This is a genomic window from Sphingobium sp. KKT206, from assembly GCF_055640555.1.
The window spans coordinates 3285157-3310864 of record NZ_CM145764.1; the positions used below are offsets into that span (position 1 = coordinate 3285157).

At 64.4% G+C, this 25708-nt stretch carries 23 protein-coding genes; 15 read left to right on the forward strand and 8 right to left on the reverse strand.

Annotated features, from left to right (window positions below):
- Positions 1 to 7: 7 nt before the first annotated feature.
- Positions 8 to 1708, forward strand: coding sequence for a gamma-glutamyltransferase (gene ggt, locus ACZ2HM_RS15945; RefSeq protein WP_470425688.1), 1701 nt, complete (start codon positions 8 to 10; stop codon positions 1706 to 1708).
- Positions 1709 to 1880: 172 nt separating this feature from the next.
- On the opposite strand, the gene ACZ2HM_RS15950 is transcribed toward ggt, so the two are convergent.
- From ACZ2HM_RS15950 to acs, 3 genes are all read right to left on the reverse strand, one after another.
- The gene (locus tag ACZ2HM_RS15950; RefSeq protein WP_470425689.1) at positions 1881 to 4526 is read right to left on the reverse strand and encodes a M1 family metallopeptidase; all 2646 of its coding nucleotides are present in this window, start codon (positions 4524 to 4526) and stop codon (positions 1881 to 1883) included.
- A 155-nt stretch (positions 4527 to 4681) separates the two neighbouring features.
- On the reverse strand, positions 4682 to 5194 hold the full coding sequence (locus tag ACZ2HM_RS15955; RefSeq protein ID WP_037476366.1) for a cytochrome b: 513 nt from the start codon (positions 5192 to 5194) through the stop codon (positions 4682 to 4684).
- A gap of 25 nt (positions 5195 to 5219) precedes the next feature.
- Positions 5220 to 7163, reverse strand: a complete 1944-nt coding sequence (acs, locus tag ACZ2HM_RS15960; RefSeq protein ID WP_470425690.1) for an acetate--CoA ligase — start codon at positions 7161 to 7163, stop codon at positions 5220 to 5222.
- A gap of 185 nt (positions 7164 to 7348) precedes the next feature.
- Here acs and ACZ2HM_RS15965 point away from each other — a divergent pair, with 185 nt between their 5' ends.
- Positions 7349 to 8020: a glutathione S-transferase family protein gene (locus ACZ2HM_RS15965; RefSeq protein WP_037476369.1), complete on the forward strand. Its 672-nt coding sequence runs from the start codon at positions 7349 to 7351 to the stop codon at positions 8018 to 8020.
- A gap of 86 nt (positions 8021 to 8106) precedes the next feature.
- Here the strand turns inward: ACZ2HM_RS15965 and ACZ2HM_RS15970 are convergent, their stop codons facing one another.
- Together ACZ2HM_RS15970 and pdxH are read right to left on the reverse strand one after the other, a co-directional pair.
- Entirely contained in the window at positions 8107 to 9438 is a 1332-nt protein-coding gene (locus ACZ2HM_RS15970; protein ID WP_096060897.1) for a dicarboxylate/amino acid:cation symporter, read from the reverse strand.
- Positions 9439 to 9612: 174 nt separating this feature from the next.
- Positions 9613 to 10188 (reverse strand): pyridoxamine 5'-phosphate oxidase, encoded by a 576-nt coding sequence (gene pdxH, locus ACZ2HM_RS15975; protein ID WP_313922641.1) that lies wholly within the window; start codon positions 10186 to 10188, stop codon positions 9613 to 9615.
- Between the two features lie 127 nt (positions 10189 to 10315).
- On the opposite strand from pdxH, the gene ACZ2HM_RS15980 reads away from it, so the two are divergent.
- The 6 genes from ACZ2HM_RS15980 to ACZ2HM_RS16005 all read left to right on the forward strand — a co-directional run bounded on the left by ACZ2HM_RS15980 (position 10316) and on the right by ACZ2HM_RS16005 (position 16982).
- Positions 10316 to 11233 carry a DnaJ C-terminal domain-containing protein gene (locus ACZ2HM_RS15980; protein WP_313922640.1) on the forward strand — a complete coding sequence of 306 codons (918 nt, stop codon included), beginning with the start codon at positions 10316 to 10318 and terminating at the stop codon, positions 11231 to 11233.
- A 15-nt stretch (positions 11234 to 11248) separates the two neighbouring features.
- Complete coding sequence (locus ACZ2HM_RS15985) at positions 11249 to 12214, forward strand: YihY/virulence factor BrkB family protein (protein WP_470425691.1); 966 nt, start codon at positions 11249 to 11251, stop codon at positions 12212 to 12214.
- Entirely contained in the window at positions 12211 to 13017 is an 807-nt protein-coding gene (fabI, locus tag ACZ2HM_RS15990; RefSeq protein WP_037476375.1) for an enoyl-ACP reductase FabI, read from the forward strand. Before ACZ2HM_RS15985 ends, fabI begins: the two co-directional genes overlap by 4 nt.
- Complete coding sequence (gene aroC / locus ACZ2HM_RS15995; RefSeq protein ID WP_037476377.1) at positions 13014 to 14084, forward strand: chorismate synthase; 1071 nt, start codon at positions 13014 to 13016, stop codon at positions 14082 to 14084. The genes fabI and aroC overlap by 4 nt, the downstream gene beginning before the upstream one ends.
- Positions 14085 to 14333: 249 nt before the next feature.
- A complete protein-coding gene (locus ACZ2HM_RS16000; protein ID WP_470425692.1) occupies positions 14334 to 16115 on the forward strand; it encodes an SLC13 family permease in 1782 nt (593 codons plus the stop codon).
- Positions 16116 to 16193: 78 nt separating this feature from the next.
- Positions 16194 to 16982 (forward strand): PhzF family phenazine biosynthesis protein, encoded by a 789-nt coding sequence (locus tag ACZ2HM_RS16005; RefSeq protein WP_470425693.1) that lies wholly within the window; start codon positions 16194 to 16196, stop codon positions 16980 to 16982.
- Here ACZ2HM_RS16005 and ACZ2HM_RS16010 read toward each other — a convergent pair.
- Complete coding sequence (locus ACZ2HM_RS16010) at positions 16979 to 18103, reverse strand: serine hydrolase domain-containing protein (protein WP_470425694.1); 1125 nt, start codon at positions 18101 to 18103, stop codon at positions 16979 to 16981. The genes ACZ2HM_RS16005 and ACZ2HM_RS16010 overlap by 4 nt on opposite strands.
- 38 nt (positions 18104 to 18141) lie before the next feature.
- On the opposite strand from ACZ2HM_RS16010, the gene ACZ2HM_RS16015 reads away from it, so the two are divergent.
- From ACZ2HM_RS16015 to ACZ2HM_RS16035, 5 genes are all read left to right on the forward strand, one after another.
- Positions 18142 to 18462 carry a hypothetical protein gene (locus ACZ2HM_RS16015; RefSeq protein WP_470425695.1) on the forward strand — a complete coding sequence of 107 codons (321 nt, stop codon included), beginning with the start codon at positions 18142 to 18144 and terminating at the stop codon, positions 18460 to 18462.
- 48 nt (positions 18463 to 18510) lie between these two features.
- Complete coding sequence (gene recQ, locus ACZ2HM_RS16020) at positions 18511 to 20283, forward strand: DNA helicase RecQ (RefSeq protein ID WP_470425696.1); 1773 nt, start codon at positions 18511 to 18513, stop codon at positions 20281 to 20283.
- Positions 20284 to 20610: 327 nt separating this feature from the next.
- The gene (locus ACZ2HM_RS16025) at positions 20611 to 21042 is read left to right on the forward strand and encodes a protein tyrosine phosphatase family protein (protein WP_470425697.1); all 432 of its coding nucleotides are present in this window, start codon (positions 20611 to 20613) and stop codon (positions 21040 to 21042) included.
- 56 nt (positions 21043 to 21098) lie between these two features.
- Entirely contained in the window at positions 21099 to 21377 is a 279-nt protein-coding gene (locus ACZ2HM_RS16030) for a ribbon-helix-helix domain-containing protein (RefSeq protein WP_470425698.1), read from the forward strand.
- Positions 21378 to 21379: 2 nt separating this feature from the next.
- Positions 21380 to 21685 carry a type II toxin-antitoxin system RelE/ParE family toxin gene (locus ACZ2HM_RS16035; protein ID WP_470425699.1) on the forward strand — a complete coding sequence of 102 codons (306 nt, stop codon included), beginning with the start codon at positions 21380 to 21382 and terminating at the stop codon, positions 21683 to 21685.
- A 10-nt stretch (positions 21686 to 21695) separates the two neighbouring features.
- Here ACZ2HM_RS16035 and dmeF read toward each other — a convergent pair whose 3' ends face one another.
- The gene (dmeF, locus tag ACZ2HM_RS16040; protein WP_470425700.1) at positions 21696 to 22688 is read right to left on the reverse strand and encodes a CDF family Co(II)/Ni(II) efflux transporter DmeF; all 993 of its coding nucleotides are present in this window, start codon (positions 22686 to 22688) and stop codon (positions 21696 to 21698) included.
- The gene (locus ACZ2HM_RS16045; protein WP_470425701.1) at positions 22685 to 22957 is read right to left on the reverse strand and encodes a metal/formaldehyde-sensitive transcriptional repressor; all 273 of its coding nucleotides are present in this window, start codon (positions 22955 to 22957) and stop codon (positions 22685 to 22687) included. Before ACZ2HM_RS16045 ends, dmeF begins: the two co-directional genes overlap by 4 nt.
- Positions 22958 to 23076: 119 nt before the next feature.
- Between ACZ2HM_RS16045 and crtY the strand changes: the two genes are divergently transcribed.
- Together crtY and ACZ2HM_RS16055 are read left to right on the forward strand one after the other, a co-directional pair.
- A complete protein-coding gene (crtY, locus tag ACZ2HM_RS16050) occupies positions 23077 to 24225 on the forward strand; it encodes a lycopene beta-cyclase CrtY (RefSeq protein ID WP_037474752.1) in 1149 nt (382 codons plus the stop codon).
- The gene (locus ACZ2HM_RS16055) at positions 24225 to 25706 is read left to right on the forward strand and encodes a phytoene desaturase (RefSeq protein WP_470425702.1); all 1482 of its coding nucleotides are present in this window, start codon (positions 24225 to 24227) and stop codon (positions 25704 to 25706) included. Before crtY ends, ACZ2HM_RS16055 begins: the two co-directional genes overlap by 1 nt.
- Positions 25707 to 25708: the final 2 nt, after the last annotated feature.

Consider the following 25708-nt stretch of genomic DNA (forward strand, 5'->3'; position numbering starts at 1 on the left):
AAGCCCCATGACATGTCGTTTCACTGGCCTGCTGGCCCCTTTCGCCCTACTTGCTCTGGCTCCGCTGCCCACCGTCGCGCGTGAGCCGGTATCGACCAATGCCACTGTTTCGGCCGCCAATCCGCGCGCGGCGCAGGCGGGGCAGGAGATATTGCGCAAGGGCGGCAGCGCCACCGACGCCGCCATCGCCATGATGCTGACGCTGAACGTGGTCGAGCCGCATAATAGCGGCATCGGCGGCGGCGGTTTCCTGATGCATCATGACGGGGAGACCGGGCTGCTGGAATCGATCGACGGGCGCGAGACGGCACCGGCCGCCGCCCGGCCAGACCGGTTCATGGGGGCCGATGGCCAACCGCTATCCTTCCGCAACGCCTGGCCGGGCGGCTATTCGGTCGGGGTGCCGGGCAATGTGCGGCTGGCGTGGGACGCGCATCGCAAATGGGGCAAGCTGCCCTGGGCCGACCTGTTCCAGCCCGCCATTCGCGCGGCGGAAGAGGGCTATGAAGTGCGCCAGCGGCTCGACACCGCGATGAAGGCGGTCGCGGGGGTGTGGGCCGACTTCCCTGAAATCCAGAAATATTTCTGGATCGAGGGCAAGCCCGCGCCGATGGGCACGATGCTCAAAAACCCGCCGCTCGCCGCGCTGTTCAAGCGGATCGCGGCAGAAGGACCAGACGCTTTCTACAAGGGCGAAAATGCCCGCATCCTGGCGCAAACCGTCACCAATGCGCCCAAGAACCCGGTGCCGATGACGGAAGCGGACATTGCGGGCTATCAGACCAAGTTGCGCAAGCCCGTCTGCGGCAAATATCGCGTCTATACCGTGTGTGGCATGGGGCCGGCTTCGTCGGGCGGCGTCACCGTGCTGGAAATATTGGGCATGGTCGAGCGTTTTCCGCTCGGCACTTGGGGCAAGGATGATCCCCGGTCCTGGCATGTCATCGGCGAGGCGATGCAACTCGCCTATGCCGATCGCGGCACATGGCTGGGCGACCCGGATTTCGTGTCGGTGCCGCTGACGGGGATGATCGATCCCGCCTATCTCAAGCAGCGGTCGGCGCGCATCCGTTTGAACAAGGCGCTCAACGACTATCAGCCCGGCACGCCGCCTGGCGCGCAGCCGCGCACCGCTTCGCGGCCGCAGCCCGAAAGCGGGACAAGCCATTTCGTCGCGGTGGACCGGGATGGGGACATCGCCGCCTGGACATCGACGGTCGAGAGTTTCTTTGGCAGCCAGTTGATCGCGAATGGCGTGATCCTGAACAATGAACTGACCGATTTCAGCTTCACCGCGGAAAAGGACGGCGCGCCGGTCGCCAACCGGGTCGAGCCGGGCAAGCGGCCGCTATCGTCCATGTCGCCGACCATCGTCTATGATGAGGCGGGCACGCCCGTCTTCACCGTCGGCGCGGCGGGGGGCAAGACCATCATCATGCAGGTGGCCAAGGCGCTGATCGCCCATTTCGACTGGGGCCTGTCGGCGCAGGAGTCGATCGCGCATGGGCTGATCTACTTCAACGGCGAAGGGCTGGTGCTGGAACAGGGCACGTCGCTGGAGGCGATGAAGGCACCGCTCGAAAAGCTCGGCCATCGCGTGTCGCTGTCGCGCATGGGGCTTAAGGCCAATGCGGCCGAGCGCCTGCCCGATGGCCGCTGGCAGGGCGCGGCCGATCCGCGCAGTCCGGGCGTATCGTTGCAGGAGTGAGGGCCTTCCTCCCCTGGCAGGGGATGTGGCTGCGCGTAGCCCTGACGGAGGGGTGTCACGCTCTCGATAGGGTGACACCCCTCCACCACTTCGTGGTCCCCCTCCCCTTACAGGGGAGGATTTAAGGGATTTGGCAAAAAAAGAGGGCGGCTCACAGGCCGCCCTTTTCCGTTTACTTTTTGGCGAACCAGGCCGTCAGCGCGGGCTTCAGGCGGGTGCGGGTTTCGATGCGGGTGTTGATCGCGGCGATGGCGCGATCGACCACCTTGCGCGATTCCGGCGTCAGAAATTGGGTGGCATAGGCGTCCAGCTTGGTCGCCATCGCCGGGTCGGCCGATCCGCCGCCCAGCCGCGCGAGCGCCTGGCTGCGGGCCGAAACGTCGATCAGCCCCTCATATTGCGCGCGGTGCGCCAGCACATAGTCGACCGCCAGCATCGGATGCTCATAGCCCACTTGCGAAATGATCGCGGCGCTGGTGGTCTTGCCCGGTTCGTCAGTCAGCGCCAGGTCGAGCGCCTGGCGGGCGAGCTTCTCGTCCTTGGCCCCGCCGAGCAGCGCGTAGAGCGTACTTTTTTCCAGGTCGGTCTTTGCGCCCTTGGCCAGCGCGCGCAGCCTGTCCCAGGTCGCCTGATCGGCATTTTTGGCGATGATCGCCATCCAGACGTTGCGCAGCGGGCCGTCGAGGGCGGCGGGATCGCTCGCCAGTGCGGCGAAGCGGCGATTGGCTTCGGCGACCACGGCCTTGTCACCCATCTCGCCCAGCGTTCCCACCAGCGCCGAGCGCAGGACGGGCACCTGCGGATTTTCACCCGGCTTGGCATCATAGCCGATGCCGGTCAGCACCGGTGTCAGCTTGGCCGACGTGTAGGCTGCGACCTTCGCCTGTCCGGCCTGATCGCCCTCCAGCATCGCATAGGCGCTGTCCAGATAGCCGGGCACCTGCGCCAGCACGGCAGGGGTGGCGGTGGCGGGCACGGCGTCGATCAGGTCGAGCGCCAGGCCCATCGGCTGATACCCGCCAAGGCCCAGCTGGAAATTATCGGCCAGCAAGCCGGTCTGGTCGATTGCGGGCAGCCTGGTGAAACCGGCGGCCAGCGCCTCGACATTGGCGGCGGGGTAGAGCGAGCGATAATAGCCCGTCTGCCCGGCATTGACGACATAGGCGCTGCAGCCCGGCAGCGTCATCTGCCCCTTGCCCTGCAGGATCAGCCGCTGTGGCGCGCCGCCGATGGTCTGCGCCATGACGGGCACGTTCCAGCTCAAGGGGGTCTTGTCCTTCTTGTCGCGGCTGAACTCGCCTTGGCTCAGCGTCAGCAGCGTGTTGCCGCCCTGGCATTGCGCGCTATCGACCTTCACCAGCGGGATGCCGGGCTTCGACGTGAAGTCATGCGCGATCGACACCAACCCCTTGGCGCCTGCGCCCTCTACCGCCTTCCACAGGTCGTCGGTGACGGTGTTGCCATAGGCATGGGCCTTCATATAGCTGCGGATGCCGGTCTTCCACACATCCTCGCCGGCATAGCCTTCCAGCATGGTGATGACGGCTTCACCCTTCTGATAGGTGATGGCGTCGAACGCCTGGTTCACCTGATCAACGGTGGTGATCTTCTGAACGACGGGGTGGGTGGTGGCGAGCGAGTCGAGGCTCATTGCCGCCTCGCGACCATCGACGCGGGTCAGCAGCATTTGCCAGTCGGGCTGCAACTTGTCGGTGACCTTGGTCGCCATCCAGCTCGCAAAGCCTTCGTTCAGCCATAGATCGTCCCACCACGCCATGGTGACGAGGTCGCCAAACCATTGATGCGCCATTTCATGCGCGACGGTTTCATAGATGCGGCGCTTGGTCGCCTCCGACGTAAAGCGCGGATCGACGAGCAGGGCGCGCTCGAAGGTGAAGATCGCGCCCCAATTTTCCATCGCGCTGAAAAACTGGCTCTGGCCGGGGCCAGCGACATTGTCGAGCTTGGGCAGCGGATAGGGGACGCCGAAATAATCGTTGAAATAGGGCAGGATCGACACCGATGCGTCGAGCGCCAGTTGCGCCTTGCCCGTATTGCCCTTGCCGGTAATCACGCCGATTTCGGTCGCGCCGGACATCTTGGTCGCGCGTTCCAGTTCGCCGAGGCCGAAGAAGAGCAGGTAGGACGACATTTTGGGGCTGGTGCCGAACGTCACCTGCGTCTTGCCGCCGCCCAGATCCTTGGTCGATGTGACCGGCATGTTGCCGACGGCCAGTTCGCCGGTGGGGATGATGGCAGACAGGTCAAAAGTCGCCTTGTAGCTTGGCTCGTCCCAGCTCGGCACGAAGCGGCGCGCGTCGGGCGCTTCGAACTGGGTGAAGAGCGCGCGCTTCGCTGCGCCGTCATTGTCGGTATAGTCGAGCGCGAACAGGCCGTTCGCCTGGGTGTTGATGACGCCGGCATAGGTGATGGCGAGCTTATAATTGCCGGGTGCCAGCGGCTTGCCGAAGTCGAGCGTCACCGTCTGTGCATCGGCATCGACCTTGGCCATGCCCTTGATTGCCTTGCCCTTGGCAGGCGTCAGCATGACATCGCCAAAGGTCAGGTCGGCGGCGTTCAGCACCAGCGTCGGCATGGCCGTGCTGACGGCGACGTCGATCGTCACCTTGCCGGTGAACTTCAGATTGGCGGCGTCGGGGGTGACGGTGATCGCATAATGGCTGGGCACGGCGCCGCGCGGCAATTGGGTGGTGATCCCGGCAGCGGGGCCGGCAGGAGCCGTCTGCGCCAGCGCGGGCGTGGCAAGGGCGATGGGGGCGGCGGCCAGCAGCAGCGGCAGGATTTTGGCGAGGGACATAGGCTTTTGAGACTCCGACACGTCTTGACGGCGCGGCCACATGGCTCTGCGCCCTGATGCAACGCGGGATCAACCGTTTCGCTGCGTCGGTCAAGCGATGTAATGCTATTACAACGTCGTTGGTCGAACCCGAACGCCCGTTGGTCGGCGGGTGCCTACAGCATCCGCCGCATCACATTGTCCTTGAGCAGATAATGATGCCGCAGCGCCGCGCCGATATGGAGTAGGATCAACGCCGCCCAGATGAAGCCCATAATCTCATGCCCTTCGCCCGCCAGATCGACGATCAGGTCGCCCTTGGTCACTGGAAATTTGGGGACGTCGAACAGGAAGAACCAGTTCAAGGGTCGCGTGCCCGCCGACGTCATGATCCAGCCCGACAGGGGCAGCACGATCATGAAGATATAGAAGAGCGCGTGGGTGGCGTGCGCCGCGCCTTTTTCCCAACTGGGCATGGCGACGGTCAAGCGCGGCGCGGGATTGGCCAGCCGCCAGACGATCCGCACCAAAGTCAGCGCCAGGACGGTCAGCCCGATCGACTTGTGGATCGGGATCACTGCCCAATCCTTGGGCAGCGCATCATGGCCAATGCCAAGCACCAGGGCGAGGATGATGAGCAAGGCCATGGCCCAATGCAGGGCGCGGGCGACTCCATTATAGCGGTCCATGGCAGCGCTTCCTTCTGTTCGTTTCCTAACCGTGACGATTGGCGACCAGATTGTCCACCACCGAAGGATCGGCCAGGGTGCTGGTATCGCCTAGCGCTTGCGCGGAGACTTCGCCTTCCGCAATTTTACGTAGGATGCGGCGCATGATCTTGCCGGAGCGGGTCTTGGGCAGGCCGGGCGCGAACTGGATGACATCGGGGGTGGCGATCGGGCCGATTTCGCTGCGGACCCATTTGACCAGCGTCTGGCGCAATGCGTCGTCCGGCTCGATCCCGGCATTCAACGTGACATAGGCATAGATGCCCTGTCCCTTGATATCATGGGGAAAGCCGACCACCGCCGCTTCGGCGACGCTTTCGTGCAATACCAGCGCGCTTTCGACCTCCGCCGTGCCCATGCGATGGCCCGATACGTTGATGACGTCATCGACGCGGCCCGTGATCCAATAATAGCCATCCGCATCGCGGCGCGCGCCGTCGCCGGTGGTATATTTGCCGGGATAGGTGGTGAAATAGGTCTGGAAGAAGCGGTCATGGTCGCCATAGACGGTGCGCATCTGCCCCGGCCAACTGCGCGCGATGACGAGATTGCCCTCGGTCGCGCCTTCCAGCACCTGCCCCTCGGTATCGACGATCTGCGGCAGCACGCCCGGCATGGGCAAGGTGGCGGAACCGGGTTTGAGGTCGGTCGCGCCCGGCATCGGCGCGATCATCGCGCCGCCGGTTTCAGTCTGCCACCAGGTATCGATGATCGGGCAGCGGCCTTCGCCCACGATACCATGATACCAGCGCCATGCCTCCGGGTTGATCGGTTCGCCGACGGTTCCGAGCAGGCGGAGCGAGGCGCGGCTGGTCGCCTTTACATGGGCGTCGCCCTCCTTCATCAGCGCGCGCAGCGCGGTGGGGGCGGTGAAGAGGGTCTGGACCTGATGCCGGTCCACCACTTCCCACATCCGCGCCGGGGTCGGCCAGTTGGGCACGCCTTCATACATCAGCGTCGTCGCCCCGTTCGTCAGCGGGCCATAGACGATATAGCTGTGCCCCGTGACCCAGCCGATATCCGCCGCGCACCAGTAGATGTCGCCGGGCCGATAGTCGAAGCAGAGTTCATGGGTGAGCGCGGCCCAGAGCAGATAGCCCCCCGATGTGTGCAGCACGCCCTTGGGCTTGCCGGTCGATCCCGACGTGTAGAGGATGAACAGCGGGTCTTCGGCCTGCATGGGTTCGGGCGGGCAGTCGGCCTCGACGCTCGCTGTCGCCTCATGCAGCCACAGGTCGCGGCCTTCCGCCATCGTCACCGCGCCGCCGGTCGCCTGCACGACCACGACATGTTTGACGCCGGGGCAATGGGCGAGCGCGGCATCGACATTGGCTTTCAGCGGCACGGTCTTGCCCGCGCGGCGGCCTTCGTCGGCGGTGATGACCAGCGTCGAATCGCAATCGATGACGCGGCCCGCCAGCGCTTCGGGCGAAAAGCCGCCGAACACCACGCTATGCACCGCGCCGATCCGCGCGCAGGCGAGCAGGGCGATGGCGGCCTCCGGGATCATCGGCATATAGATGGTGATGCGGTCGCCTTTGCGCGCGCCAGCGCTTTTCAGGACATTGGCGAAACGGCACACTTCTTCATGGAGTTGGCGATAGGTGTAGCGGCGCGGTGCCTCGTCGGGGCTGTCCGGTTCCCACAGGATCGCGACCTGATCGCCGCGCGTCGCCAGATGGCGATCGATGCAGTTGGCGCTGACGTTGAGCACCCCGTCCGCGAACCATTGGATGCCGAAATCCGCCTCGGCAAAGCTGCTTTCGTCGCTTTTGGTCGGCGGCGTGATCCAGTCGAGCCGGTGGGCACGCTCCAGCCAATAGTCGTGGGGCGCCTCGATCGAACGCGCATAGTCGGCATCACGCGCGGCCCGGTCCATGAGCGCGCTGCTGGCCCAGTCCCCCGGCACCGGGAAGAAATCGTCAGGCATGGGGGCATCCTTTCCATCGCGTAATCATTATCGCAGTCTCTTCTATCGTCCCGCCCGGCGGATCGGAAGGTCGGACCATGCCGTTTCTTGCCATGCTTTTGGACGATATGACCGAAATTGTTGAGGCGGCTTCCGCCATTTTGCCGCTTCCCCCCCGACCCGCGCGCGCCTAACAAGGATCGCCTATGTGGCTGCTTTATCAATTTCCGCTTTGCCCCTTCTCTCGCAAGGTCCGGCTGCTGCTGGGCGAAAAGGGGATCGGCTATGATCTGGTCCGCGAATCGCCCTGGGCGATGCGCGACGAATTTCTCGACCTCAATCCGGCTGGCACCACGCCGGTCATGGCCGATCATGACAAGGGTCTGACCCTGATCGACAGCCAGGCGATCTGCGAATATTTCGAGGAAACGGTGGAAAAGGTGCCGCTGATTTCCGGCACCGCCGCCGGGCGCGCTGAAGTGCGGCGGCTGACCGCCTTTTTCGACCAGAATTTCTATGGCGACGTGGTCGGCCCGCTGCTGCACGAACGGATGAAGAAACGGCTGATCGAGCGCGCGCCGCCCGAAGCCCGCATCCTGCGCGAAGCGATGAAGCGCGCGAATGTGCATATGGATTATATGGACTATCTGCTCGACCATCGTAGCTGGATGGCAGGCGGTACGCTCAGCCTCGCGGACATCGCGGCGGCGGCGCATCTGTCGGTCGCGGACTATCTGGGCGGGATCGACTGGCAGGGGCATGAGCCGGTGCGGCGCTGGTATGCCGGCTTCAAGTCGCGCCCGTCCTTCCGCCCGCTATTGTCCGAGCGGATGGAAGTGATCGCGCCGCCGCCCCATTATGAAAAGCCTGATTTTTAAGAGCGTCTGGCAATATTATGGTCGGCTTGCCGCCGTCACGAACGGCTGGACGATGCTGAAAACGTCGCCCGCGGACCGAAAGCAGCCTACCCCTTCTTGTCCTCGTCCACCATGTCGGATGCCAGTTCCAGCCCCGCGCGGCCATGCGCGGCGGTGTGGGCGGGGGCTTTGGGATGGGGGACGTCGATGGGTTCCTCGACCTCCAGCATTCCTTCCCATTTGGTGATGACCGACGTGGCGATGGCGTTGCCCAGCACGTTGGTTGCGGTGCGGCCCATGTCCATGAAGTGATCGACCGCCAGGATGAAGGCTACGCCCTCGACCGGCAGGTCGAACTGGCCCAGCGTCGCGGCGACCACCACCAAGGATGCGCGCGGCACGGCGGCGATGCCTTTGCTGGTCACCATCAACACCAGCAGAATCGTGATCTGCGTCGCGATCGGCAGGTCGATGCCATAGGCTTGCGCGATGAAGATCGTCGCGAAGGTCGCATACATCATCGAGCCGTCGAGGTTGAAGCTGTAGCCGAGCGGCAGCACGAAGCTATAGATGCGGCGCGGCACGCCGAACCGATCGAGCTGTTCCAGCATCTTGGGATAGGCGGCTTCCGACGAGGCGGTGGAGAAGGCGATCAGGATCGGTTCGCGGACATAGCGGATCAGCGTGAACATCCGCTTGCCCAGGAACACCGATCCCGCCGCGAACAGCAGCAGCCAGAGGCAGAAAAGCGCGATGTAGAATTCGCCGATCAACTCGCCGAACGTGACCAGCACGCCCAGCCCTTCGGTGGTGATCACCGACGCCAAGGCACCGAACACCGCGAAGGGCGCGACGCGCATCACATAGCCCGTCACCTGCAGCATCAGTTCGACCATCGCCTCGATCACGCCCACGATGGGTTTGCCCTTCTCGCCGATCGCGGTCAGCGCGACGCCGACGAACAGCGAGAAGACGACGATCTGGAGGATCGAATTTTCCGCCATCGCGCCGACCATGGACGTAGGAAAGACATGCAGAATGAAGTCCCGGAAATTGAGCGATTCGGTATTCACGCCCGACTCCGCTCCATTGCGGACCAGGTTCAGCCCTTCGCCCGGCGCGAAGAAATTGACGAAGATGAGGCCGAGCGTCAGCGAAATCAGGCTGGCGATGACGAACCAGGCCAGCGCCCGCCCGCCGATGCGCCCCAGCGCTGCGCTGTCGCCCATGTGGGCGATGCCCGCGACCAACGTGGAAAAGACCAGCGGCGCGATGATCATCTTGATCAAATGCAGAAAGATGTCGGCCAGCAGGTGGAAATAGCCCGCGACCTGCTTGGCCAGCGTTTCGTCGCCACCCACCCACAGGTTCGCGGCGAACCCTACGATCACCCCAAGGACCATGCCGGTGAGGATGAAGGCCGTCAGTCTGTTGCGCATCTATTCCCTCATGAGCCGCGCGGACGCGGCTCGCAATATTATTACAACCGTCAGGGAACACCTAACAGGCGCATCGGCCACCCGCAATCGGCGTGCGGCCCTCGCCTGGAGATAGACGAACAAGCCGCCGCTTTCCGCGCATCGGTTCATCCCAAACGGTGCAATCCGCGCCCGTCAGGGGTAGAGTAGCCCTTCGGTCCATCCCGCATCGTCCCGTGTGAACAGGCGGCGTTCGTGCAGCCGATGTTCGCGATCCTGCCAGAATTCGATACGCTCAGGGGCGAGGCGGAACCCCGACCAATGGGGTGGACGTGGCACGGGCTGGCCTTCGAACCGCGCATTGGCTTCTTCGAACCGGGCCATGAAGATTTCGCGCGAGGGCAGGGGGCGGGACTGGTCGGAGGCCCAGGCGCCTAGCTGGCTGTCGCGGCTGCGCGTCGCGAAATAGGCATCGGCCGTGGCATCGTCGACCGGGCCAACCGCCCCTTCGATCCGTATCTGTCGCCGCATCGATTTCCAGTGGAAGAGCAGGGCAGCATGGGGATTTTCGGCCAGGTCGCCCGCCTTGCGCCCTTCGAAATTGGTGTAGAAGATGAAGCCATCCGGTCCATGGCCCTTCAACAAGACCATGCGGACGGAAGGACAACCACGCGCATCGGCGGTGGCCAGCGCCATGGCGTTGCTGTCGTTGATTTCGGTTTCACGCGCTTGGCTGTACCAGTCGTCGAATAAGGCAAAGGGATCGATCATGCCCCACTGTCTAGGCGGGCGATGTGCTAGTGTCGATACGGGCTATTGCGCAACTTGAACCGACGCGCCGCTTTCGCCACATAGGACGGCAAATCCCTGTCCCAGAACAAGAGGCACCAGAGTATCGATGGCTGATCCCTATTCCACCCTTGGCGTTGCGCGCGGCGCGACCGAGGCAGAGATCAAGTCGGCCTATCGCAAGCTGGCCAAGGAACTGCACCCCGACAAGAATAAGGACAATCCCAAGGCGTCGGAGAAGTTTTCTGCCGCTACCAACGCCTATGATCTGTTGTCCGACAAGGACAAGCGCGCCCGGTTCGACCGGGGCGAGATTGACGGCGATGGCAATCCGACCGCGCCCTTCGGCTTTGGCGGCGGTGGCGGAGGCGGCGGTTTTCGAGGCCAGCCCGGCGGCGGCGGTTTCGATCAGGGCGGCGCGGATTTCGGCGATATCTTCGAAGGCTTGTTCGGCGGCGCGGGTCGCCGTGCGGGTGGCGGTGGTTTTGGTCGACAGGCGCCGCCGTCCAAGGGTGCGAATGTCGCCTATCGCCTGGCGGTGCAGTTCACCGATGCTGCGACTTTGGCGCCCCAGCGGATCACGCTGCAAGATGGCAAGACCATCGACCTCAAACTGCCCGCCGGGGTCGAAACCGGCACGCAGATGCGCCTGTCGGGCAAGGGGCAGGCGGGGCCGGGGGGCGCTGGGGACGCGATCGTCACGATCGAGGTGAAGCCCCATCCCTTCTTCACCCGCGATGGCGACAATGTCCTGCTCGATCTGCCGATCACGCTCGACGAGGCGGTGAAGGGTGGCAAGGTCAAGGTGCCGACTGTCGATGGCGCGGTGATGCTGGGCGTGCCGACGGGTGCGACGTCGGGCAAGACGCTGCGGCTGCGGGGCAAGGGCTTTACCGGCAAGGACGGCGCGCGCGGGGATCAGCTTGTGACCCTGCAAATCGATGTGCCCGCCGATGATCCCGCGATCCGGGCGCTGGTCGAAAGCTGGCAGGACAGCCGACCCGTGCGTGCCCATCTCGGCGTTTGAGGCGTTAGGGGGCGGATGCCGCTGAATTCGCCCTATACGCCCGAATCCCGCCGCCATATGGCGGCACGGACACGCGCCCATTTCCATCGCCATATGAAGCGGGTGCGCCCCGGATCGCAAGCGTTCGAGGTGATGAAGCGGGTCGCTGTCGGCACCTATAGCGATGGCTTCATTCACGCCGGGAATCTTGCCTATCTCTCGCTGATGACGCTTTTCCCCTTCTTCATCGTCGCAGCGGCGGTGGCGAGTATCTTCGGCCGCACCGAAGATGGCCTGGCCGCGGTCAACGCCTTCCTGACAACGGTTCCACGCGGCGTCGCCGATGTCGTGCGCCAACCGATCAGCGATGTGCTCAATGCCCGCTCCGGCCCTTTGCTCTGGCTGGGCGGATTCGTCGGTCTGTGGACCGTCGGCAGTCTCATCGAAACCATCCGCGACATATTGCGCCGCGCCTATGGCACCAAAAGCACCAAATCCTTCTGGCATTATCGGCTGAGCGCGGTTGGCATCACTTTGGCCAGCGTCGTTGCGGTAATGTTCGCCTTCTCGCTCCAGGTGGTGATCACGGGCATCGACCAGTTTCTGACCCATCTCCTTCCCTGGGCCGATGATGCCATCGCGCTCGTCGCGTCGGCGAAACTGGTGCCGATGGTCATCGTCTGCGTGGCGCTCTGGTCGCTGTTCGTGTCGCTGACGCCGACATTATATAAGGATCGTCGCTTCCCCAAATGGCCCGGCGCGGTCGCGACGTCGCTCTGGTGGTATGGCACGACATTGCTCTTGCCGCCGACCCTGTCGCTGCTGGGCGGCTATGACCGGACCTATGGCAGCCTGGCCGGCGTCATGATCACGCTCATTTTTTTCTTCCTAGTCGGGCTTGGCGTGGTAATTGGCGCGGAATTGAATGCGGCGCTGGCGGAATTTCCCGAAGAGGAAGTGGCCTTGCTGCCCGAAGACCAAGGGAACGGAACGAAGATATGAACGGCTTGATGGCGGGTAAACGCGGCCTCATCATGGGTCTGGCGAACGACAAGTCGTTGGCTTGGGGCATCGCCAAATCCTTGCATGAACAGGGCGCAGAGATGGCCTTTTCCTATCAGGGCGACGCGCTCGCCAAGCGGGTCCGTCCTTTGGCGGAGCAGGTAGGATCGGACTTCCTGATCGATTGCGACGTGACGGACATGGACAAGCTCGACGCCGCCTTTGCGGAGATTGAGGCGCGCTGGGGCACGCTCGACTTCGTCGTTCACGCGATTGGTTTTTCGGACAAGAACGAGCTGCGCGGCCTCTATGTCGATACCAGCCTCGACAACTTCCTGATGACCATGAACGTGTCTGCTTACAGTTTCGTGGCAGTCACGCGCCGCGCCCGCGCGCTGATGCCCAATGGCGGTAGCATCCTGACGCTCAGCTATTACGGTGCGGAAAAGGTCATTCCCCATTATAATGTCATGGGCGTGGCCAAGGCGGCGCTGGAAACCAGCGTCAAATATCTGGCGATGGATCTGGGTCGCGAAAATATCCGCGTCAATGCCATCTCGGCTGGTCCGATCAAGACGCTGGCGGCCAGCGGCATCGGCGACTTCCGCTATATCCTCAAATGGAACGAACTGAACGCCCCGCTGCGTCGCAATGTGACCATCGAGGATGTCGGCGGCGCAGGCTTGTATCTGCTGTCGGACCTGGCCAGCGGCGTGACCGGCGAAATCCACCATGTCGATGCAGGCTATAATGTCATCGGCATGAAAGCCGAAGACGCCCCCGACATCGCGCTCGACAAATGAGCGTCAACACTTTCGGTCGCATGTTCCGCTTCACTACCTGGGGCGAGAGCCATGGTCCGGCGATCGGTGCGGTCGTGGACGGCTGCCCGCCCGGCCTGCCGCTCAGCGAAGCGGACATCCAGCCCTGGCTCGACCTGCGCAAGCCCGGCACGTCCAAATTCACTACCCAGCGTCGCGAGGCGGATGAGGTTCGCATTCTGTCGGGGGTGTTCGAAGGGCGGACGACCGGCACGCCGATCAGCTTGATGATCGAGAATACCGACCAGCGCTCCAAGGATTATTCGGACGTCGCCAAGGCCTACCGTCCCGGCCATGCCGACTATGCCTATGACGCTAAATATGGCTTTCGCGACTATCGCGGTGGCGGGCGATCGTCGGCGCGGGAAACCGCCTCGCGGGTCGCGGCAGGCGCGGTAGCGCGCGCGGTCATCCCTGATGTCGATATCTTCGCCTATGTGAGCGCGATCGGCGGCGACGCGATTGATTATGATAATTTCGACGCGGCGCAGATTGGCCAGAATCCTTTCTTCTGCCCTGACCCGGAAGCGGCCGTCCGCTGGGAAAAACTGGTGGACGATGCTCGACGCGATGGCTCCTCACTCGGCGCGATCGTAGAATGCGTCGCCAGTGGCGTTCCGGCCGGTTGGGGCGCGCCGCTCTATGCCAAGCTCGATAGCGAACTGGCCGCCGCGATGATGAGCATCAACGCGGTCAAGGGCGTCGAGATTGGCGACGGGTTCGCGGCTGCCAGCCTGCGCGGCGAGCAAAATGCCGACCCGATGCGTCCCGGCCCCGATGGACCGACTTTCCTCGCCAATCATGCCGGTGGCATTGCGGGTGGCATCGCCACGGGCCAGCCGATCAAGCTGCGCGTCGCCTTCAAGCCCACCAGTTCGATCCTGATCCCGGTCGAAACCGTGACGCGCGATGGCGCGGCGTCCGACATCATCACCAAGGGCCGCCATGACCCCTGTGTCGGCATCCGCGGTGTGCCCGTGGTCGAAGCGATGATGGCGCTGGTGCTGGCCGACCAGAAATTGCTTCACCGCGCCCAATGCGGGGAATGACGCGCCGAACCGACCGTAAAAAAACGAGACGACTCACTTTTGTTACGATAGAATGACGCCATCGCCTGTTCGACGGGCAAGCGGCAGAGCGTAAGCCTGGGGAGCGTCACCACGCATTGCGCGGATTGACGGTCAAAACGTCCCCTGACCGCCGCGACACGGGCCAGCCATGCAACCATGGCTGGCCCATTTCGTTTCAGCCCGGCAAGATCGGCGGCCAGCGCCAATCTTGTTGGGGACAGGGGCATCATGCATTTCATCACCGCGCTGCTGGGCGTGTATCGGGCTGAAATCGGGCTGGCGATTTTGGCCGCCATGTTCATCGCTTTCGTGCGCGAACGCTATTCGCCTACGGTCATCGCGGTGGTGGGCGCTTGCGTTTTCGCGCTGCTCGGCATGCTGGATGAAAAGGCGATGTTCTCGGTCTTTTCCAACAGCGCGCCGCTGACCGTCGGTGCGATGTTCATCCTGTCGGGCGCGTTGATTCGCACCGGTGTCATCAGCCGCGTTGCCGACCTCATCATGACCCGCGCGGAAAAGCGTCCCCGGCTCGCCCTCGCCGAAGTCGCGATCGGCACGATCATCCTGTCGGCGTTCCTCAACAATACGCCCGTGGTCGTGATCCTGATCCCGATCATGTTCAAGCTGGCGCAGGCAACCGGCTATCCGGTCAAGAAGCTGCTGATACCGATGAACACGGTGGCGGTGCTGGGCGGATGCCTGACGCTCGTCGGCACGTCGACCAACCTGATCGTCGCGGGCATTGCCGCGGACCAGGGCATGGCCCCCTTCGGCATTTTCGACATCACGCTTTACGGCCTGGCCGGGACAGTGGCGGGCGTCGGCGCGCTGCTGCTGCTGTCCTTCCTGCTGCCGAGCGATCCGCCCACCATTGCCGGAGAAAATGGCGGCAATGTGCAGGATTATCTGACCGAACTGGTGGTGCCGCAGGATAGCGATCTGGTTGGCCGGGACGTCAGCACGCTCGGCATGTTCGGGCGGTCGGTCAAGCTGCTCGGCATCAAGCGCGGCGGTGACATTCGTCGCCGCGAGCTGATGGAAGAAGAACTGCATAGCGGCGACCGGCTGATCGTCCGTGCCGATGGCGCGGCGATTATGACATTGCGGGAGGCGGGGGACTTCGACCTCGGCATCGCCGCCGACTCGCGTACGTCGGGGCAGGACGGGACGGTCGTCGAGGCGATGGTCGCGCCCAGCCACCCCTCCATTGGCGAGCGGCTGGCGGACATTCCCTTCCTCCATGCGCTGCGCGTGCGGATTATCGGCATTCATCGCGCGCGCCATTTGTCCGGACCCGATCTGTCCAATACGCGGGTGCGCGGTGCCGACCGGTTGCTGATTGCAGGCAGCGACGATGCGATGCGGTCGTTGCGCGACAATCCGCATCTGATCGGCGTCGATGTCAGCCGGGTGCGCGCCTTTCGTCGCAAGAAGGCATGGATTGCGATCGTTGCGATGGCAGGCGTGGTCCTGCTCTCGGCGCTCGACGTCATCGGCATCGGCCTGGCTGCCGTCATCGCCGTTGGTCTCATCCTGCTCAGCCGTTGCATCGACCCGGAAGAGGCCTGGGGCGCGATCGACGGCGACGTGCTGATCCTGATCTTTGCGATGCTGGCGGTCGGGCTGGCGCTCGAACAGGCGGGCAGCGTCGCCTTGATGGTCGGCTGGATAACCCCGCTGCTGCAAAACGCACCCGCCTGGTCGCTGGTTTTCCTCATCTATTTCTTTGCGTTGATCCTGTCCGAACTGCTCAGCAACAATGCGGTGGCGGCCTTGTTGACGCCCATCATCATCGCGATCGCGCAGCAATTGGGCGTCGATCCCCGACCGCTCATCATCGCGCTGATGATCGGTGCGTCGGCCTGTTTTGCGACGCCGATCGGCTATCAGACCAATGCGCTCGTCTATGCCGCGGGCGATTATCGCTTTGCTGATTTCGTGCGGATCGGCGTGCCGATCAACATCGTCGTGGGCATCGCCGTGTGCAGCGCGCTGGTGCTGCTGGGCTAAGCGCCAATCCGGTGCGGTTGGCCCTGTTCGCAGGCCCGCCCATCCGCCAGACCGTGGCAAACGACAAGGAACTGATCCATGCCCAGCCTGCCCTTCACCCAGGTCGATGCTTTTGCCGATGCCCCCTTCACCGGCAATCCGGCCGCCGTGATGCCGCTCGATGCGTGGCTCGACGACGCTACGCTGCAGGCCATTGCGGCGGAGAATAATCTGTCCGAGACCGCCTTCACGCTGGCAACGCCGGATGATCCGGAGGCGGACCATGCGCTGCGCTGGTTCACGCCGACCGTCGAAGTGAAATTGTGCGGCCATGCTACGCTCGCCAGCGGCCATGTGCTGATGGGGCAGGGGGATGTGGTGCGTTTCCGCACGCGGCATGCGGGCATGTTGACCGTATCGCGCGCTGGCGATGGCTATGCGCTGTCGCTTCCGGCCTGGGATATGGCGCCCCGTGCTTTGCCGGAACTGGCGGCAGGGCTGGGGGGCACTCCAGTCGAGTCGCATTGGCGGGATGGTGGCTACAGCCTGTTCCTCTTCCCCGATGCCGCTGCGGTGCGCGCGCTCGCGCCCGACTTCGCGGCGTTGAAGGCGCAGGGCGACGTCATGCTCATCGCCACCGCGCCGGGTGAGGATAGCGATATCGTCAGTCGCGTCTTCGTGCCGGGCGGCGGCGTGGATGAAGATCCGGTCACGGGGTCCGCCCATGGCCTGCTCACCCCCTTCTGGGCCAAGCGCCTCAACAAGACGACGCTCAGCGCGTTTCAGGCGTCGGGGCGCGGCGGTCGGCTTGGTTGCACCCTCGATGGCGACCGGGTGATCCTGACCGGCCAGTGCCGCACGGTGATCGAGGGCCGCTTCCACCTCTAGCCTGGAAACAGCCCGATCACGCGTGCCAGTGCCGCCTTCACCGCGGCCCGCTGTTCCTTGTGTGGTGACATGCCGATCCGTACCACGGTCAGGCGCTGGCTGGGCGACACGAGAATATATTGGCCATTATGCCCCACACAGCCGAACAGGCTGGTGGGGGCCAGGCCCGGCATCAGCGCGCTTTCGCTGCCTTCGCGGTTGAGCCAGAGGTGCGCGCCATAGGCCGGGTTGCGTTTCGATGGCGTGCGCATGAAGTCGACCCATTTTTCCGGCAATATCTGATGCCCGCTGGGGCCGCGCCCCTGCCGTCGCAGCAATTCGCCAAAGCGGCCATAGTCGCGCGCGGTCATATGCATCATGCTGCCGCCGATCATCGTGCCGGCCGCGTCATATTCGGGCGTCAGGCTGGGCAGCTTGCCCGGTGCCTTCAACCGTCCGTCGATGAACATCGCCATCGCCCGCCGCCGCACGTCGGGATCGCTGCTGTTGGTCAGCATCCGCGTCATCAGGTCGGACAGGATGATGCTGCTGCCGGTCGAATAGTCGAAGTGCGCGCCCGGTGCCTGCCCCAGCGGTTTGGCCTCGGCATAGGCGCGCATGTCCTGCGCGCCGTCGGTGAACAGCATCCGCACCGTGTCGCCGCTCTGGATCGGCTCGCCATCCTCGACATGATCGAGGCCGCTGGTCATCTGGAGCAATTGGCGCAGCGTGATCTTGCCGCGCGGATCGCCCGGCTGGCTCCACGCCGCCACCGGCACCGGCGCGTCGATCGCCAGCCGCCCGTCCGCTACCATCAGCCCGACCAGCACCGCCGTCACGCTCTTGGCGATCGACCAGGACAGGAGTTTCGTGTCCGGCCCGAAACCCGGCGCATAGCGTTCCGCGACGATTTCGCCATCGCGCATCACCAGCAGCGCGCGGGTGTCGCCCATCGCTGCATCCTCGAACAAGGGGTCGATGGCGGCGCGCAGAGCAGCCTCGCCCACTACCCCGTCGCGCGCCACTTGGTAGATTGGCTGCGGGTCGGCCGCGCGCACGCTCCACAGCCCGCCCGCGCCGACCATGGCAACCAGGGCGGCACCAAGGCCAAGCCGCTTTACGCTGTTCCATTCGATCTTCATAAGCCGCGCCCTTAGCCATCCCCAACCGAGTCGGGAATATGCCGGGCCGCCGGACGATCATTTATCTTGCCCTTGTGCTTATCCTGTCGCTGCTGGCCGTGCTGGGTTGGCATTGGAGCGGTTTGCGCGGCCAGGCGGAACTGGGCACCGCCTATGGCGCGCGCCTCGCCTGCTCGTGCCGCTATGTCGAAGGGCGCGCGATGGGCAGTTGCGAGGACGACAAGGAGCCGGGCATGGCGCTCGTGACCCTGACCGACCGGCCCGAAGATAGAGCGGTCGAGGCGCGCGTGCCCTTGATCGCCAAGCGCACCGCCCGCTATCGTCCCGGCTGGGGCTGCCTGCTCGATCCCGTCCCTTAAACGGCGGCAAGGCTGGCCCCCCGCGCTTTCCCCCGCTAAGGCCGCGTCATGCGGCCCGACATTCCCACGCTCCTCCACGACATTTTCGGCTTCACCCGTTTTCGCGGGGTGCAGGAACAGGTGGTCGCGCGCGTCATGGCGGGCCAGCCGACGCTGGCCATCATGCCGACCGGGGCGGGCAAGTCGCTCTGCTACCAATTGCCCTCGGTCGCGCTCGACGGCTGCTGCGTCGTCGTCTCGCCATTGATCGCGCTGATGCACGACCAGTTGCGCGCCGCCACGGCGGTCGGCATTCGCGCCGCCAGCCTGACCAGCGTCGATGCCGACTGGCGCGAGACGCAGGACCGGTTGCGCAATGGCGATCTCGACCTGCTCTATGTCGCGCCTGAACGTGCCAGCCAGGAAGGGTTTCGCAATCTGCTGCGATCGGCGAAGGTTGCGCTGTTCGCCATCGACGAAGCGCATTGCGTGTCCGAATGGGGCCATGATTTCCGCCCCGACTATCGCCTGCTGCGCCCGCTGCTCGACGAATTTCCCGATGTCCCCCGGCTGGCGCTGACCGCCACGGCCGACGCGCATACGCGCAAGGATATTCTCGTCCAGCTCGGCATTCCCGACGATGGCCTCATCATTTCGGGCTTCGACCGGCCCAATATCCGCTATGCGGTCCATCCGCGCGATGGCCTGACGCGGCAACTGGCCGATCTGGTCGCCGCCAATCCCGGCCCCGGCATCGTCTATGCCCAGACCCGCGCCGCGACCGAGAAGCTCGCTGAAACGCTGGGGCGGGGCGGTCGCGCCGTGCGTGCCTATCATGCCGGGCTCGACCCCAAGGTGCGCGCCGCCAACCAGTCCGCCTTCATCGCCAGCGAGGATATGGTGATGGTCGCCACGGTCGCGTTCGGCATGGGGATCGACAAGCCCGACGTGCGTTTCGTCGCGCATGCCGGGCTGCCCAAGTCGATCGAGGGCTATTATCAGGAATCGGGCCGTGCGGGCCGCGACGGCGAACCGGCGGTCGCGCATCTCTTCTGGGGCGCGGAGGACTTCGCCCGCGCGCGCCAGCGGATCATGGAATTGGAGCAGAGCCGCCAGCAGGGCGAGCGCACGCGGATCGCGGCTCTGGGTGCGCTGGTCGAGACGGCGACCTGCCGCCGCGCCATATTGCTGCGCCATTTTGGCGAAGATCCGCCCGCCACATGCGGCAATTGCGACAATTGCCTCTCGCCGCCCGCCAGCATCGACGCGACCGAGACGGCGCGCAAATATCTGTCCGCCGTCTATCGCACCGGCCAGAGTTTCGGGTCCGGCCATATCGAGGCGGTGCTGACCGGCGCGCCCAACGACAAGGTGCGCGAGCGCGGCCATGACAAGATTTCGGTCCATGGCATCGTGTCGGGGGACGAGGTCGTGCTGCTGCGTCCCGTGTCGCGCGCGCTGCTGGTGCGCGATGCGCTGGAGACTACCGATCATGGCGGGCTGATGCTTGGCCCCAATGCGCGGCCCATCCTGCGCGGCGAGGAAGAAGTCCGCATCCTGATGCCGCCCAAGCGCGAGCGACGGTCGCGCAATGCCCGCAACGGGGCCGATGCGAACCCGGTCGGCGATCCGCTGTTCGACGCGCTGCGCGCCTGCCGCCGCGAGCTGGCGCAGGAGGCGGGCGTGCCGCCCTATGTGATCTTCCATGATTCGACGCTGCGCGAAATGGCCGAACAGCGACCGTCCTCGATCCGCGATCTCGGCACGATCAGCGGCGTGGGGCAGAAGAAGCTGGATGCCTGGGGCGACGCATTCCTGGTGGCGATTCGGCCGTTTTTGTAGCGCCAAGGGTCACAGTCCCGCGTCACATTCAAGTTCACGATGTCGTGGGCGCATTTTTCGGCCGATTGCGACCGAAAAGCCCCGGTAAAGTGCGTTCGAAGACCCGGTAACGCGACACCGGCGCGACAGGGACGCGCCTGCGACGCGACAGACACGCGACGGTCGATCCGGGATGCAGGGCAGGGTGGGGTGCGAGCGCGTTTCATCCGACAGTGTAGATCATCGGAAATCCTACATTGGAAGGGCTTTGCGCAACGACGGGAGGAAGAGGCCGCTCTTGAATCCTGATCCTGACCGGCGCATGGCCTGTGCCAAAGGAGAAGCCCCATGTTCCGCAAATTGACCGACCGCATCCTTGTTTCGCCGCAGATCACGCTGGATCAGGTGGCCGACGCCAAGGCGCAGGGCGTGACGATCATCGTCAACAACCGCCCCGATGACGAGGAACCGGGACAGGTCAACGGCGCGGAGATCGAAGCCGCGGCCAAGGCGGCGGGCATCGCCTATGTCGCGGTGCCGGTGGCGCATGGCGGTTTCGCGCCGTGGCAACTGGACGAGATGGCAAGCGCGCTGGAACAGACGGAGACAGGCGGCAAGATGCTCGCTTATTGCCGGTCGGGCACACGCAGCACCTTGCTATGGGCGCTTACTCGCGCACGGGCAGGCGACGATGGCGACGTGCTGGCGGCGCAGGCAGCGGCGGCCGGCTATGATATCGCGCCGGTGCGGCAGATCATGGATGCGGTGAAGGGGCAGTGAGTGCAGTTGCTTTTCCTTAAATAATAGGATTTAATCCTACTGTGTAAGGAAAAGCTATGCGAACCACTCGGCAACTGAGCGTAACCCTGCCCAATGACATGGCCGACGATGTGCGGGCAAAAGTGGCGTCGGGTGAATATGCGAGCGAAAGCGAAGTCATCCGCGATGGTTTGCGAGCATTGCGCGCGCGCGACCGGGCGGTGGAGCAATGGTTGCGGGCCGAGGTCGGACCGGCACTGGACGCTTACCGGGCTGACCCTGGGAGCGGCATAACGCTGGATGATATGCGCGATGACCTGAACCAACGGTATGAACAGGCAGTTCGGCACGACTGACGGTGCCCCATCATGTTGTTCTGACGCCTGAAGCGCGCGCGCAATTGACTGCAATTTTCGACTATGTCGCGGCTGCATCTTCACTCGATATTGCACAGCGTTTTACCGCCGCTATCCTCGATCACATGGAATCCTTTGCGGATTTTCCGCTTCGTGGCACCCCACGCGACGACATCCGTCCTGGTCTACGTACCACCACATGGCGTCGGCGTGTCACGATGGCCTATGTGGTAGAGGGTGAGGCGGTTGTTTTCGTAGGCATTTTTTATGGCGGCCGCGACTATGAGGCGCTGCTCGCCGACATTTGATCGGCAAGGCCTACCCGCACTCGACCGTTACATGGGCCATGCGGGGGAGCGCGTGCAGGCGCGCGCGGACGGCGGCACCGTTTGCGCCGGGGGCGAGGCTGAGGATGACGGCGTGGGCGTGGGGGCCGATACGCCAGACGTGGAGGTCGCGGATGGTGGCGCCTTCGGCTTCCGCCAGCGCGCGGACCTTGGCCGTCAGCGCGGGTTCTGCGGTGTCGAGCAGGATGGCGGCGGTGTCCTTCATCAGGCCCCAGGCCCAGCGCGCGATGACGATCGACCCCAATATGCCGACCGCCGGGTCGAGCCACCACCAGCCGAGATAACGCCCGGCGAGCAGCGCCGCGATCGCCAGCACTGATGTCAGCGCGTCGGTCAGCACATGGACATAGGCGGCGCGCAGGTTGTTGTCGGCATGGCCATGGTGATGGTCGTCATCATGATCATGCCCGTGTCCATGATCATGGCTATGGTCATGGCCCAGCAAAAACGCGCTGATGATGTTGATGATGAGGCCGACGATCGCCACCAGCGTCGCTTCGCCGAACGCGACCTTCACCGGCTTCAGGAAACGCATCCCCGATTCGATCGCGATGAACAGCGCCATGACGCCGAGCAGCAGCGCCGACGCAAAGCCCGACAGGTCGCCGACCTTGCCCGTGCCGAAGGTGAAGCGCGGATTGCGCGCGTGCCGCCGCGCATAGCGATAGGCCGCCGCCGCCACGGCGAGCGCACCCGCATGGGTCGCCATGTGGAAACCATCGGCGAGCAGCGCCATCGAGCCGGTCATCCAGCCCGCGACGATCTCCACCACCATGGTCGCGGCGGTCAGCCACACGACCCACAGCGTCCGCCGGGCATTTTTATCATGCCCGTCCGACAGATAGATATGGTCGAAATAATGGCTGTCCTCGCCATCCATGCTGGCGGGCGATGGCGCGTGGTCATGATGGGCGTGGGCGTGGCCGTGCCCGGTGCCGTGAGAGTGATCGTCGTGCATCGTCATCTCCCGTAACGGCGGATCAGCGCCAGCATTTCTTCGGCAGCCGCGGCGCGCGCCTCGTCGGACAGGCCGGGGCAGGCGACATGCTCGCGCATATGCTGCTCGATCAGTTCCTCCATCAGGCTGCCGACCGCGCCGCGCACCGAAGCGACCAGTTGCAATGTTTCCGAACAGCCCGCCTCGCCCGTCAGTTGACGCTCGACGGCGGCGACCTGCCCCGCGATCCGGCGCACCCGCGCCAGTAATTTGTCTCGATCCGCGACTATATGCATAGGGTAGCCCCCTATACTATGGGCGCGGTCGCGACAAGGCCCATCACCTGCCCTAAAAACCATAGCTTGCTCCCACTTCGGCCATGGCTTTGCCAGCCCCCCTCGCCTAACAGGGAGCGATGACAAACCGGTTGGACTGCGATCTGGCGATCCTTGGCGGCGGCCTGTCCGGCAGCCTGATCGCGCTTGCCTTCGCGGCCAAGCGGCCCGATGTCCGTATTCGGCTGATCGAAAGCGGCGCGGCGATCGGCGGCAACCACATCTGGTCCTTCTTCGATGGCGACGTGGCCGCACAGGACCGCTGGCTCATTGATCCGCTTGTCACCCATCGCTGGGAACAGGGGCATGAGGTCCGCTTTCCAGGCCATCATCGCCGTCTCGACACCCCTTATAACAGCATCGCCTCGCCCCGGCTCGACGCGCATGTCCGGGCGACGCTGGGCGATGTGACGATGACCGGCGCGAGCGTCGCCGCCGTCACGCCGACCAGCGTCCGCCTGACCGACGAGCGGGAGATTGACGCGGGGGCGGTGATCGACGCGCGCGGGGCGGCGGACCTGTCGCCGCTGCGCTGTGGTTGGCAGAAGTTTGTCGGCCATGCCCTGCGGCTCGATGCGCCGCATGGCATCGACCGGCCCGTGATCATGGATGCAACGGTCGAGCAGATGGATGGCTATCGCTTCGTCTATCTGCTGCCGTGGGACGATCATACGATCTTCATCGAGGATACCTATTACAGTGACACGCCCGACCTGGACGTGGCCGCCATCGACGCGCGTATCGCCGCCTATGCCAGCGACAAGGGCTGGACCGGCACGCTGATCCACCGCGAACAGGGCGTGTTGCCCGTGGTCCATGGTGGCGATTTCGACCGTTATTGGCCCAAGGATGATCCGGTGGCGCGCGCGGGCGTGCGGGCCGGGCTGTTCCAGCCGATGACCGGCTATTCGCTGCCTGACGCGGTGCGGTTCGCCACCTGGCTGGTCGATCAGCCGCTCGACCAGTTGGCGACCGTCACGCGCGCCCATGCGGCGGCGCATTGGCGCAGCGGCGGCTATTATCGGCTGCTTGGCAAGATGCTGTTCGGTGCGGCGGTGCCCGACCAGCGCTGGCGTATCTTCGCGCGCTTCTATGGCCTGCGCGCGCCCCTCATCCAGCGTTTCTACGCCGGACGTTCCACCATCACTGACCGTGTCCGCATCTTGTGCGGCCGCCCCCCCGTGCCCATAAGGGATGCCATGCGAACATTGCTGAATCCGCCCGCCTGATGACCAGGAAAGCGATAATCATCGGCGCGGGCTTTGGCGGCCTGGCGCTGGCCATCCGCCTGCAATCCGCAGGCATCGACACCACGCTGGTCGAGGCGCGCGATCGCCCCGGCGGCCGGGCCTATATGTGGCAGAAGGACGGCTTCACCTTCGATGCCGGGCCGACCGTCATCACCGACCCCGATTGCCTGAACGAGCTATGGCGTCTGTCCGGCCATGACATGGCGCAGGATGTGACGCTGATGCCGGTCAGCCCCTTCTACCGGCTCAACTGGCGCGATGGCACCAATTTGGATTACAGCAATGACGAAGTGTCGCTGCGTGCCGAGATCGCCAAGCTCGATCCGGGCGATGTCGCGGGCTATGAACGCTTCCTCGATTATGCCGCGGGCGTGTTCGAAGAGGGCTATCGCAAGCTCGGATCGGTCGCCTTTCTCGACTTCGCCTCGATGATCAAGGCCGCCCCGGCGCTGGCCCGCTACCAGGCGTGGCGGTCAGTCTATTCGGTCGTGTCTTCCTATGTGAAGAATGAAAAGCTGCGCGAGGCGCTGTCCTTCCACACTTTGCTGGTCGGCGGCAATCCGATGAAGACCAGTGCCATCTATGCCCTGATCCACAAGCTGGAAAAGGATGGTGGCGTGTGGTTCGCCAAGGGCGGCACCAACAAGCTGGTCGAGGGGATGGCGACCCATTTCGAGCGGCTGGGCGGCACGTTGCGGCTGGGCGACAAGGTCACCCGCATCGAAACCTATGGTGACAAGGTCACCGCCGTCCACACCGCGTCGGGCTGGCGCGGGGAGGCCGATGCGGTCGCCAGTAACGCCGATCTGATGCACAGCTATCGTGACCTGCTGGGCCATCATCCCCGTGGACAGAAGCAGGGCGGGAGGCTCGCCAACAAGCGCTGGTCGCCCAGCCTGTTCGTGCTGCATTTCGGTATCAAGGGCAGCTGGCCCGGCATTCCGCATCACATGATCCTGTTCGGGCCGCGCTATGAAGGGCTGCTCACCGATATCTACGATCATGGCGTGCTGCCGGAGGATTTCTCGCTCTATCTGCACCACCCGACCGTCACTGATCCGTCGATGGCCCCCGAAGGCCATTCGACCTTCTATGCGCTCGCCCCGGTGCCGCATATGGGCAAGCTGCCGATCGACTGGGATCAGTTTGCGCCAGCCTATGCCGAGCGTATCTTGGACGAGATCCAGCATCGCTTGATCCCCGACATCCGGTCGCGTATCGTCACGCAATTCCACTATGCGCCGACCGATTTCGGCCGCGACCTCAATGCGCATCTGGGCAGCGCCTTCAGCCTGGAGCCGTTGCTGACGCAGAGCGCCTGGTTCCGCGCGCATAATCGCGACGATGTCATTCCCAATCTCTATCTGGTAGGGGCCGGCACCCATCCCGGCGCGGGCATCCCCGGCGTGGTGGGCAGCGCCAAGGCAACCGCCGCGCTGATGCTGGAAGATCTGGGCTAGAG

What these genes read in the sequence shown, in the direction of transcription:
- ggt (WP_470425688.1), top strand. Translation starts at nt 8, where the DNA reads ATGACATGTCGTTTCACTGGCCTGCTGGCCCCTTTCGCCCTACTTGCT.
- ACZ2HM_RS15950 (WP_470425689.1), bottom strand. Translation starts at nt 4,526, where the DNA reads ATGTCCCTCGCCAAAATCCTGCCGCTGCTGCTGGCCGCCGCCCCCATC.
- ACZ2HM_RS15955 (WP_037476366.1), bottom strand. Translation starts at nt 5,194, where the DNA reads ATGGACCGCTATAATGGAGTCGCCCGCGCCCTGCATTGGGCCATGGCC.
- acs (WP_470425690.1), bottom strand. Translation starts at nt 7,163, where the DNA reads ATGCCTGACGATTTCTTCCCGGTGCCGGGGGACTGGGCCAGCAGCGCG.
- ACZ2HM_RS15965 (WP_037476369.1), top strand. Translation starts at nt 7,349, where the DNA reads ATGTGGCTGCTTTATCAATTTCCGCTTTGCCCCTTCTCTCGCAAGGTC.
- ACZ2HM_RS15970 (WP_096060897.1), bottom strand. Translation starts at nt 9,438, where the DNA reads ATGCGCAACAGACTGACGGCCTTCATCCTCACCGGCATGGTCCTTGGG.
- pdxH (WP_313922641.1), bottom strand. Translation starts at nt 10,188, where the DNA reads ATGATCGATCCCTTTGCCTTATTCGACGACTGGTACAGCCAAGCGCGT.
- ACZ2HM_RS15980 (WP_313922640.1), top strand. Translation starts at nt 10,316, where the DNA reads ATGGCTGATCCCTATTCCACCCTTGGCGTTGCGCGCGGCGCGACCGAG.
- ACZ2HM_RS15985 (WP_470425691.1), top strand. Translation starts at nt 11,249, where the DNA reads ATGCCGCTGAATTCGCCCTATACGCCCGAATCCCGCCGCCATATGGCG.
- fabI (WP_037476375.1), top strand. Translation starts at nt 12,211, where the DNA reads ATGAACGGCTTGATGGCGGGTAAACGCGGCCTCATCATGGGTCTGGCG.
- aroC (WP_037476377.1), top strand. Translation starts at nt 13,014, where the DNA reads ATGAGCGTCAACACTTTCGGTCGCATGTTCCGCTTCACTACCTGGGGC.
- ACZ2HM_RS16000 (WP_470425692.1), top strand. Translation starts at nt 14,334, where the DNA reads ATGCATTTCATCACCGCGCTGCTGGGCGTGTATCGGGCTGAAATCGGG.
- ACZ2HM_RS16005 (WP_470425693.1), top strand. Translation starts at nt 16,194, where the DNA reads ATGCCCAGCCTGCCCTTCACCCAGGTCGATGCTTTTGCCGATGCCCCC.
- ACZ2HM_RS16010 (WP_470425694.1), bottom strand. Translation starts at nt 18,103, where the DNA reads ATGAAGATCGAATGGAACAGCGTAAAGCGGCTTGGCCTTGGTGCCGCC.
- ACZ2HM_RS16015 (WP_470425695.1), top strand. Translation starts at nt 18,142, where the DNA reads ATGCCGGGCCGCCGGACGATCATTTATCTTGCCCTTGTGCTTATCCTG.
- recQ (WP_470425696.1), top strand. Translation starts at nt 18,511, where the DNA reads ATGCGGCCCGACATTCCCACGCTCCTCCACGACATTTTCGGCTTCACC.
- ACZ2HM_RS16025 (WP_470425697.1), top strand. Translation starts at nt 20,611, where the DNA reads ATGTTCCGCAAATTGACCGACCGCATCCTTGTTTCGCCGCAGATCACG.
- ACZ2HM_RS16030 (WP_470425698.1), top strand. Translation starts at nt 21,099, where the DNA reads ATGCGAACCACTCGGCAACTGAGCGTAACCCTGCCCAATGACATGGCC.
- dmeF (WP_470425700.1), bottom strand. Translation starts at nt 22,688, where the DNA reads ATGACGATGCACGACGATCACTCTCACGGCACCGGGCACGGCCACGCC.
- ACZ2HM_RS16045 (WP_470425701.1), bottom strand. Translation starts at nt 22,957, where the DNA reads ATGCATATAGTCGCGGATCGAGACAAATTACTGGCGCGGGTGCGCCGG.
- crtY (WP_037474752.1), top strand. Translation starts at nt 23,077, where the DNA reads ATGACAAACCGGTTGGACTGCGATCTGGCGATCCTTGGCGGCGGCCTG.
- ACZ2HM_RS16055 (WP_470425702.1), top strand. Translation starts at nt 24,225, where the DNA reads ATGACCAGGAAAGCGATAATCATCGGCGCGGGCTTTGGCGGCCTGGCG.